The 9543-nt window shown below is 69.3% G+C and carries 6 protein-coding genes and 1 pseudogene; 2 read left to right on the forward strand and 5 right to left on the reverse strand.

Features of this window, described 5'->3' with window-relative positions:
- Positions 1 to 65: 65 nt before the first annotated feature.
- Complete coding sequence (locus AB4Z01_RS34845; RefSeq protein ID WP_441701251.1) at positions 66 to 626, forward strand: ankyrin repeat domain-containing protein; 561 nt, start codon at positions 66 to 68, stop codon at positions 624 to 626.
- Between the two features lie 122 nt (positions 627 to 748).
- Here AB4Z01_RS34845 and AB4Z01_RS34850 read toward each other — a convergent pair whose 3' ends face one another.
- Together AB4Z01_RS34850 and AB4Z01_RS34855 are read right to left on the reverse strand one after the other, a co-directional pair.
- On the reverse strand, positions 749 to 3895 hold the full coding sequence (locus tag AB4Z01_RS34850; RefSeq protein ID WP_441701253.1) for an efflux RND transporter permease subunit: 3147 nt from the start codon (positions 3893 to 3895) through the stop codon (positions 749 to 751).
- Positions 3892 to 4920: an efflux RND transporter periplasmic adaptor subunit gene (locus tag AB4Z01_RS34855; protein WP_441701254.1), complete on the reverse strand. Its 1029-nt coding sequence runs from the start codon at positions 4918 to 4920 to the stop codon at positions 3892 to 3894. Before AB4Z01_RS34855 ends, AB4Z01_RS34850 begins: the two co-directional genes overlap by 4 nt.
- A gap of 581 nt (positions 4921 to 5501) precedes the next feature.
- On the opposite strand from AB4Z01_RS34855, the gene AB4Z01_RS34860 reads away from it, so the two are divergent.
- A complete protein-coding gene (locus tag AB4Z01_RS34860; RefSeq protein ID WP_441701256.1) occupies positions 5502 to 6137 on the forward strand; it encodes a TetR family transcriptional regulator in 636 nt (211 codons plus the stop codon).
- Between the two features lie 19 nt (positions 6138 to 6156).
- Here AB4Z01_RS34860 and AB4Z01_RS34865 read toward each other — a convergent pair whose 3' ends face one another.
- The 3 genes and pseudogenes from AB4Z01_RS34865 to AB4Z01_RS34875 all read right to left on the reverse strand — a co-directional run.
- Positions 6157 to 7272: a glycosyltransferase gene (locus AB4Z01_RS34865; RefSeq protein WP_441701258.1), complete on the reverse strand. Its 1116-nt coding sequence runs from the start codon at positions 7270 to 7272 to the stop codon at positions 6157 to 6159.
- Complete coding sequence (locus AB4Z01_RS34870) at positions 7272 to 8885, reverse strand: glycosyltransferase family 39 protein (protein ID WP_441701260.1); 1614 nt, start codon at positions 8883 to 8885, stop codon at positions 7272 to 7274. The genes AB4Z01_RS34865 and AB4Z01_RS34870 overlap by 1 nt, the downstream gene beginning before the upstream one ends.
- A 136-nt stretch (positions 8886 to 9021) precedes the next feature.
- Positions 9022 to 9543: pseudogene (locus AB4Z01_RS34875) on the reverse strand (4-(cytidine 5'-diphospho)-2-C-methyl-D-erythritol kinase); the annotation flags it as partial.

The following is a 9543-nucleotide window of genomic DNA, read 5'->3' on the forward strand; positions in this document are numbered from 1 at the left end:
TGGCGGGGCGCGGTATAAGCTCGCGCCCGAGCCCGCCGGGCCGGCGGGCCAGCCGGAGGAACGAGATGAGACGAGGCATCTGCGCCGCCGCGGCGCTGCTTCTCACCCTCAGCGGCCCGGCCGTGGCCGAGATTGACGTGCTGCGCCGGGCGCCGGAGCTGATCCAGGCGGTCGACGCCAATGATGTCGACAAGGTCCGCACCCTGCTGCTGAGCGGCACGCCGCCCAACGCGACCGATCTCAACGGCCGCACCGCGCTGGTGATCGCCGCCCGCGACGGCCGCACCGCGCTGGTGCGCGAGCTGCTGCGCTTCGGCGCCCAGCCGGACCTGGCGGATTCGCTGGGCAACACGCCGCTGTTCTGGGCGGCGGACACCGGCGACGCCGGCATCGTCCGGGCGCTGCTGGACGGCAAGGCCAACCCGAACCGCCCCAACCGCGAGGGCCTCACCCCGCTGATGGCAGCGGCCCGTGGCGGCAGCCTGCCGGCGGTGGAGGCGTTGCTGGCAGGCGGCGCCAACCCGCGGTTGCAGGATTTCACTGGCCGTTCCGCCCTGGGCTGGGCCCAGACCAGCCGGTCGCGCTCGGTCGCGTCGCGATTGCGCAAGGCCGGTGTGTCGGACTGAGTTGGAGGATGCGACAGACGGGGCGCGGGTTGCGGTCCGCGCCCCGTCCGCTTAGGAGTCCCGGTCGTCGAGGGGCAGCAATGACGACCGGGACCGAGACGGGGCCGTGGGGCGGCCCCGTCTCACGGATGCTCCGCCTGGGGGAAGGCGGGCCCCGTTTCCGCTGCCGGCTGATTGCGATCGCGCCAGGCGATCAGCCGGTAGAACATCGGAATGAAGAAGGTGGCGATGACGGTGGCGGCGAGCATGCCGCCGATCACCCCGGTGCCGATGGAATGGCGGCTGGCCGAGCCGGCGCCGCTGGCGATGGCCAGCGGCAGGCAGCCCAGGATGAAGGCCAGCGAGGTCATGACGATCGGCCGGAAGCGCAGCTTCGCCGCCTCCAGCGCCGCGTCGAAGGCGCTCATCCCCTCCTCGCGCTTCAAGACCGCGAACTCGACGATCAGGATCGCGTTCTTGGCGGCGAGGCCGATCAGGGTGACAAGGCCGATCTGAAAGTAGACGTCGTTCTGCAGCCCGCGCAGCCAGACCGCGACCAGCGCCCCGAACAGGGCGAAGGGCACGGCGGTCAGCACCGCGATCGGCAGCGACCAGCGTTCGTACTGTGCCGCCAGGATCAGGAACACCATGACCAGGCCGAACAGCAGCGCCTGGTTGCCGGAGCCGCCGGTCGACTGCTCCTGGAAGGCCGAGCCGGTCCAGGCCAGGGCGTAGCCCTGGGGCAGCACCTCCTTGGCCAGCTGCTCCATCGCCGCGATCGACTGGCCGGAGGAGAAGCCCGGGGCCGGGCCGCCCATGATCTTCGCCGCCGAGAAGATGTTGAAACGCTCGACCTGGTCGGGGCCGACGACCCGCCGGCTCTTCACCAGCGCATCGATCGGGATCATGGCGCCGCCATCGGCGCGGATGAAGACCTGCTTCAGATCCTCCGGCCGCTGGCGGAAGCTGCCTTCCGACGCCAGGCTGACCCGGTAGTTGCGGCCGTACAGCGTGAAATCGTTGACGTAGAGGCTGCCGAAGGTGGCCTGCATCGCCTCGAAGATCGACGAGATCGGCACGCCCAGCGCCCGCGCCTTCTCGCGGTCGACGTCGAGCTTGTACTGCGGGATGGCGATGTTGAACTGGGACCGCACGCCGGCCAGGTCCGGCCGCTTGGCCGCGGCCTCGACCAGCTTCTGCGTCGCCGCGGCCAGGGCCGGATAGCCGGCGCCGGTGCGGTCCTGGACATAGGCTTCGAAACCGCCGGTCGTGCTCATGCCCATGATCGGCGGCGGGTTGAAGGCCAGCACCATCGCGTCCTTGATGCCGGCGTTCATGCCCATGAACGGACCCGGCAGGTTGCGCGCGTCCAGCGCCGGGTCGGTGCGCTGCGACCAGTCCTTCAGCGGCACGAAGACGACGCCGCCATAGGTCTTCTGCGCCGCCGACAGCAAGTCGAAGCCGGGCACGTCGATGCTTTCGCTGACCGCCGGGTGCTGCCGGATGTTCCGGGTCGCCTCGGACAGCGCCGTCTTGGTCCGCTCCAGCGAGGCGGCGGGCGGCAGGAAGGCGGCGACGATCAGGTAGCCCTGGTCCTCGTCCGGCACCAGCGAGCCCGGGATCTTCTGGAACAGGTAGCCGGCCACCCCGGCGAAGCCGGCAAACAGCAGGAGGCCGATGGCGAAGCGCTTGAGGAAGAAGCGTACCCCGGCGGTGTAGGCCGCGGTGATGCCGTCGAACACCCGGTTGAACCAGCGGAACGGCAGCGCCGGCTCGTGGTGGCCGGGCTTGAGGATCAGGGCGCACAGCGCCGGGGTCAGCGTCAGCGCGACGATGCCGGAGATGGTGACCGAGACCGCGATGGTGACGGCGAACTGGCGGTACATCTCGCCGGCCAGCCCGCCCATGAAGGCGACCGGCACGAACACGGCGCAGAGCACCAGGACGATGGCGATGACCGGGCCCGAGACCTCGTCCATCGCCTTCCGCGCCGCTTCCTTCGGCGGCAGCTTCTCGGTGCGCATGATGCGCTCGACATTCTCGAGCACCACGATCGCGTCGTCGACGACGATGCCGATGGCGAGGATCAGGCCGAACAGCGTCAGCAGGTTGATCGAGAAGCCGAGGATGTACATCCCGGCGAAGGTGCCGAGGATCGAGATCGGCACCGCGATCACCGGGATCAGCGTCGCCCGCAGGTTCTGCAGGAAGACGAAGACCACCAGCACGACCAGCACCATCGCCTCGATGAAAGTCTTGATCACCTCGTCGATCGAGACCTGGACGAAGCGGGTGGTGTCATAGGGGATGGCGTAGGTGATGCCGTCGGGGAAAGCCTGCTTCAGCTCCTCCATCCGCGCCTTCACCCCCGCCGCCGTCTCCAGCGCGTTGGCGCCGGGCTGCAGGTAGATGCCGATCGCCGCGGCCGGCTTGCCGTTGTAGTTGGCGGCGGAGTTGTAGGCCTGGGCGCCGAGCTCGACCCGCGCCACGTCCTTCAGCCGCAGCGTCGCCGCGTTGCGGTCCGACTTCAGGATGATGTTCTCGAACGCCTCGGCGTTCGGCAGGCGGCCGTCGGTCGTCGCCGAATAGGTGAAGGCGAGGCCGCTCGCATCCGGCTCCTCGCCGAAGCGGCCGGCGGCGAACTGGGCGTTCTGCTCGCGGATCGCGGCGGAGACGTCGCTGGGCGTCAGGCTGTACTGCGCCAGCTTGTCCGGCCGCAGCCAGATCCGCATCGAATAGTCCTTGCCGGCGCCGAACAGCGTGGCGTCGCCGACGCCGGGCACACGCTTGAGGTCGTCGATGACGTTCAGCAGCGCGTAGTTGTTCAGGTAGATCGGGTCGTACTGCCCGCTTTCGTCGTGCAGGATCACCGCCTGCAGGATCGAGCTCGACTTCTTGTCGACGCGCACGCCGGTGCGCTGCACCTCCTGCGGCAGGGTCGGCAGCACGCGCTGGACGCGGTTGTTGACGTTGATCGTCGCCTGGTCGGGGTCGGTGCCGATCTTGAAGGTGACGGTCAGCGTCATGGTGCCGTCGCCGGTGTTCGTCGATCGCATGTACAGCATGTTGTCGACGCCGTTGATCTGCTGCTCCAGCGGCGCGGCGACGGTCTGGGCCACGGTCTCGGCGCTGGCGCCGGAATAGCTGGCCGAGACCGTCACCTCGGGCGGCACGATCTGCGGATACTGCGCGATCGGCAGCACCCGCATCGCCACCAGCCCGGCCAGGGTGATGACGATCGACAGGACGGCCGCGAAGACCGGCCGGTCGATGAAGAAGCGGGAGATCACGGACTCACCTGCGCGACCTTGGCTTCGGACGGGCGCACCGGGCTGCCCGGCCGGACCTTGATCACGCCCTCGGTGATGATGCGGTCGCCCGCCTTCAGGCCGGCCTCGACCAGCCAGCCGCCCTCGACCTCGCGGCCCAGCGTCAGCGGCCGAGCCTCGGCCTTGTTATCCTCGCCCAGCGCATAGGCGAAGGGACCCTGCGGGCCCTGCATCACCGCCACCTGCGGCACCACGATGCCCTGCTTCAGCGCCAGGCCGCCGACCGTGACCCGGACGAACTGGTTCGGCATCAGGATGCCCTGGGCGTTCGGCAGCATCGCCCGGGCGCGGATCGTGCCGGTCCGGTCGTCGACGATGCTGTCGGTGAAGTTGATGGTGCCGCCATGCTCATAGGTCCGCCCGTCGCCGAGCTTGACCGACACCGGGAAGCGGCGGTCCTTCGGCCCGTCGGCCTTGCCCTCATCGAGCAGCCGCCGGATCTCGGAGAAATCGGCATCGCTGAAGGAGAAACTGACATAGGCCGGGTCGAGCTGGGTGATCCGGGTCAGCAGGCCGTTGGCGCTGATCAGGCTGCCCTCAGGCACCTCCTCGATGCTGGTCATGCCGCCCAGCGGCGCCGTCACCGTCGTGTAGTCGAGGTTGAGCTGCGCCGTCTGCAGCTGCGCCTGGGCGGCGGCGACCGCCGCCTCGTCGGTGCGTACCCGGGCCGCGGCGTCGTCGCGCTCGCGCTCCGACCCGGCACGGGCGGCGAACAGCTTGGCGGCGCGATCGGCGTTGATGCGGTCGTTGGCGAGCTGGGCCTGGGCCTGCTGCAACTGGGCCTGAGTGCGCGCCACCTCGGCCTGGTAGGTGGCGGGGTCGATGCGGAACAGCTCCTGCCCCTCCGCCACCCGCTCGCCTTCGGTGTAGTCGCGCTTCAGCAGGATGCCGCCGACGCGGGCGCGCACCTCGATCTCGCGGAAGGCGGAGACGCGGGCGGCATAGGTGTAGGTCAGCGGCACCGGACCGGTCGCCACCTCCTGCACCGTCACCTCCGGCGGCGGCGGCGCGGATTGCGTCTGGGCCTGGGCTTCACCAGTGTTTTCGTTGCAAGATGCAAGAATCGGCGCGGCGGCCAGGGTGACGGCCAATGCCACGGCGCGAAGTGATGACGTCTTGCTCACGGTGACCGCACCTTTGCCTCAGAGTTTTCCGCACTGCACAATAAATTTCAACGACGGGCGGCAGCGCAGGATTGCCTTACATACATTCCAGAATGTATGTTTCTGGATGTGGAAGACCCCAAGACGTTTCACCCGCCCCCCAACACCGCCCTATCGGCACATTCTCAGAATGCCTGCTCTTGGCCGCCCAGGCAATGGCGGAGGCCGAGCCGACATATTAAGAGTTGTTATCGGGAGAGACGCTGCAGCCGGTCTCCGGAACGACGGAACAATGTCGGGGCGCACCCCGAATCCCGGATGGCTGAGCTCACGACAACCCCTTCCTGCTGTCGGAACGTTTTGCACCGCACACATCCCAGGGCCTCCGGGACATCATGCAGGGATGGATTTATATACATACTTGGACGTATGTGAAGAGAAAAAAGGGGGAGAGGAGTAGAGACATGGCACGCCGCACCAAGGCCGAGGCGGAAGAGACCCGGCAGAAGATTCTGGACGCAGCGGAGCGGCTGTTCTTCGTCGACGGGGTGTCACGCACCTCGCTGGAGCTGATCGCCAACGCCGCCGGGGTCACCCGCGGCGCCATCTATTGGCACTTCAAGAACAAGGTCGAGCTGTTCGAGGCGCTGCACGAGCGGGTGAAGCTGCCGGCGGAGGACATCGTCGAGCGGGCGATGGCCGACGGCCATCCCGACCCGCTGACTCTGGTCGAGCAGGCGATGGTCGAGAGCTTCATCGCCCTGACCGAGGATGAGCAGCGCCAGCGGGTCTTCACCATCCTGACCTGCCGCTGCGAGTATGTTGGCGAGATGCTGGCGGCGCTGGCCCGGCAGCGCGAGGCGCATGACCACATGCGGGCGACCATGAGCCACGCCTTCACCATGGCGCGGGACTCCGGCCGGCTGAGCCCGGCCTGGCCGCCCGACGTGGCGGCCAGCACCCTGACCTGCCTGATGGTCGGGCTGATGGTCGACTGGATCCGCTTCGGTCGCCGCTTCGACCTGGTCGAGACCGGCACCCGCAGCGTCGGCGAGCTGTTCCGGTCGTTCCGCCGGGAAACCGAGCCGGCGATGTGCTGACCGCGCTCCCAGGCGGCCGCTATTCCCCGGCCGCCTGGGTCCGCGTGCGGACGCGCTTGCTCCAGGTGAAGGTCGAGGTGACGCCGAAGTTCCAGACCGAGGACAGAGCGGCGCCGAGGAAGCTGGCGAGCGCCCAGGGCAGGTGCTGTTCGAACAGGAACTCCGCCACCTGCAGGCTGATCACGGCACCGATGGCGCAAGCGGCGTAGAAGGACAGCAGGCCGCGCAGGAAGTCGCGGCCGCGCAGCTGCTTGTCGCGATAAGTGATGCGGTTGTTGAGGGCGAAGTTCGAGGTCATCGCCACCACGGTCGCCACCGCCTGGGCCCAGTAGAAGTCCCAGTCGAAGGCGTGCAGAAACAGCCCGACCAGGGCCAGCTGCACCGCCACGCCGGACAGCCCGACCATGACGAACAGGATGAAGCGGGCCGGGATTGTCCCGCCCAGCACCTTGTCGAAGATCAGCATCAGGAATTCCAGGCTCACGGCGAAGTCGAGCTTGCTTTCGCCGCTGAGCCGGCTGCGGAAGACGAAGGGCAGTTCGGCGAAGCGCAGCGGGCGCCTGGCCGAGGCGAAGATGTCGAGCAGGATCTTGAAGCCCTGCCCGTTCAGCCGGTCCGCGACCTCTTCGATCAGCGGTCGGCGCAGCATGAAGAAGCCGCTGAGCGGGTCGGTCAACTCGCGCGGCACCACCATGCGGGCGAGCCGGATGCCGAGGCCGGACAGGCGCTCGCGCTTCTCCGAGAAGGTGCCGAGGTCGCTGCCCGGCAGGAAGCGGCTGGCGACGACGATGTCGAGCGTTTCGGCCTTCAGCCGCGCCAGCATCTTCGGCAGCAGCGTCTCGTCATGCTGCAGGTCGGCGTCCATCACCGCGAGATAGGGCGCGCCGGTCGCCATCATGCCCTCGACCGTGGCCGAGGACAGGCCGCGGCGGCCGATCCGCTTCAGGCAGCGGACATTGTCCCGGGTCTCGGCGATCTTGTAGACCGCCTCGGCGGTGCCGTCGGTCGAATCGTCGTCGACGAAGATCACCTCCCAGGCGATCCCGGCCAGGGCCGCGTCGAGCAGCTCGACCAGGCGGCCGACATTGCCGACCTCGTTCAGCGTCGGCACCACCACGGCGAGCTCGTAGCGCATCACTTGGCCGTTTCCCACGGTGCGTTCGGCGGCAGCGGCAGCGGCCAGGGCGCCTTGAAGCCGCGGGCGGTGTAGACGTGCAGCGTCAGCTCGGCGCGGCCGCCGCGGTGGACGATGATGTCCGGCTGCGGCTCGACCGAGGCGAAATACGGCCGCCAGCGCTCGTCGAATTTCTTCAGGAACTCGTCCTGGCCGATGATCACCGCGTCATGGCCGGCGAAATCCATCTGGTCCCAGCCGAAGGCCAGGTTGCGCGGGTCCTCGCACAGGCACAGCACCGGCAGCCGATCGCCGAGCTGGACGTCGATCTTGCCAGCCTGGTGCCACTGCGTGCCGACCACGAACAGGCCGGGCCGGTCGAACCAGCCGCGCTCCTGCGCCGCAGCGCGCAGATCGGTCCAGTCCAGCCCCTCCAGCGTCGGGTCCTTCTCGATGGTGTTGCGGTCGAGATAGGGCAGCGCCCGCATCCAGCCGGTGGCGGCGTGGCTGCCCAGCACCACCAGCACCACCACGGTGGCGATGGCCGACGCCTTGAGCCAGATCCGGGCGGGACGGCTGCCGGCCGCAAGCCACCGCGCCGTGGCGGCGCCGAGCAGCGGGAACAGCATCAGATAGCCCGGCGCCTGCCAGTGGAAATGGGCGCCGACCTTGGCCCAGGAGGCGACCGCGGTGAACAGCACGATTGGGATGATGGCAAGGCTGACCAGGAACCAGGCCCGCAGGTCCTTCGGGCCGCGGAACAGCCCGGCGCCGAACACCCAGATCATCGGCAGCCAGATCCAGGGCAGGAGCCAGATCGCCTGGCCGCCGATGTTCTGGCCCAGCCAGTCGGGCCGGAAGCGCCCGCCGGAGCTGCGGCCGCTCTGGAACAGGAACGACACCCACTGGTTCTCGGCGTTCCAGATCAGCACCGGCGAGAAGATGGCGAAGGCGATGACGACCGCAATCCAGGGTGCCGGATGGGCCAGCCAGCGCCGCCGCCCGGGGGTGGTCAGCAGGAACAGCAGCAGCCCGGCCATCATCAGCACGGCGTGGTATTTCGACAGCAGCGCCAGGCCGAAGCAGAGTCCGGCGGCGAGCCACCAGCCCCAGGCGGCGCCGGGCGATAGCGTCTGCGGTTCCGGCACCACCGCCCTTGCCGTGCAGTAGGCCGCGGCCAGCAGGAACAGGAACAGCGGGCCGTCCGGCTGCACCCAGCTGCCGACGCTGAGGAAGAACACGGCCGACAGGTTCAGCAGCAGCGCCGCCCAGACCCCGGCCCAGGCGCCGAACAGGTAGGCGCCCAGCCGGTACATCAGCCAGGTCGAGACGCCGAACATCAGCACATAGGGCAGGCGCAGCCACAGTTCGGCATCGCCGAGCCCGATCATGGCGTGGGTCAGCCACAGGAACAGCGGCGGCTGGTCGAAATAGCTGAGCGCCCAGAAGCGGGCGGTGGCGACGTAATAGGATTCGCCGTTGCCGTAGCCGAGCGCCCAGGCCAAGGCAAGCCGCAGCAGCCCGCCCAGCAGGATCAGCCAGAATATCGCCCCCTGGGGGGTGTCGAGCCGCAGCCAGCCGGCGGATCGCGTGGATCCGGGCCGGGCGGACGCGGCGGAAAGAGCGTCGGTCATCCGCATTCCCAGCAGCCGCCGCGATGGCGGGCTGCACCTATTGATCCCGCGGATCGGTCGATCCCGCGCGACCGCGCTTCATACCAGCACGGGCTTCGGCCGGCCAGCGCGGATCATTCCGGCAGGCTGCGACCGGTTACAGCAGAGCCGCGGCCGCGGCCCACCAGCCGCAGCCGGCCAGCGCCGTCTCGGCTGCCTTCGCCGCGGCCGGGCTGTCGAACAGGCCGAAGCAGGTGGCGCCGCTGCCCGACATCCGGGCCAGGCGACAGCCCGGCTGTGCCGACAGCGCCGCCAGCACCTCGCCGATCACCGGCACCAGGGACGTCGCCGGCGCGGCGAGGTCGTTGCCACGTCCGGCCAGGAGGGCACAAAGCCGCTCCAGAGTCGGCCGCGCCTCGGCGAAGCGGGCCTCGGCCGAGAAGCCGCCGCTGCGGGCCCGGAACACGTCGGGCGTCGACAGCGGCACGCCGGGATTGACCAGGAGGATCGGCACCCCGGCGAGGTCCGGTCCCGGCTCCAGCCGCTCGCCGACGCCGCCGAGCCAGGCGGTGCGGCCGGCGAGGCAGACCGGGACGTCGGCGCCGAGCCCGGCCGCGACCTCGAGCAGGCGCGGGTCGTCCGGCGCCAGGTCCCACAGCACGGCGAGGCCGCGAAGCAC

The organism is Inquilinus sp. YAF38, assembly GCF_052113205.1.
Taxonomy (GTDB): domain Bacteria; phylum Pseudomonadota; class Alphaproteobacteria; order DSM-16000; family Inquilinaceae; genus Inquilinus.

Excerpts from the sequence above, each read along its gene's own strand:
- AB4Z01_RS34845 (WP_441701251.1), top strand. The coding sequence starts at position 66 with ATGAGACGAGGCATCTGCGCCGCCGCGGCGCTGCTTCTCACCCTCAGC.
- AB4Z01_RS34860 (WP_441701256.1), top strand. The coding sequence starts at position 5,502 with ATGGCACGCCGCACCAAGGCCGAGGCGGAAGAGACCCGGCAGAAGATT.
- AB4Z01_RS34865 (WP_441701258.1), bottom strand. The coding sequence starts at position 7,272 with ATGCGCTACGAGCTCGCCGTGGTGGTGCCGACGCTGAACGAGGTCGGC.
- AB4Z01_RS34870 (WP_441701260.1), bottom strand. The coding sequence starts at position 8,885 with ATGACCGACGCTCTTTCCGCCGCGTCCGCCCGGCCCGGATCCACGCGA.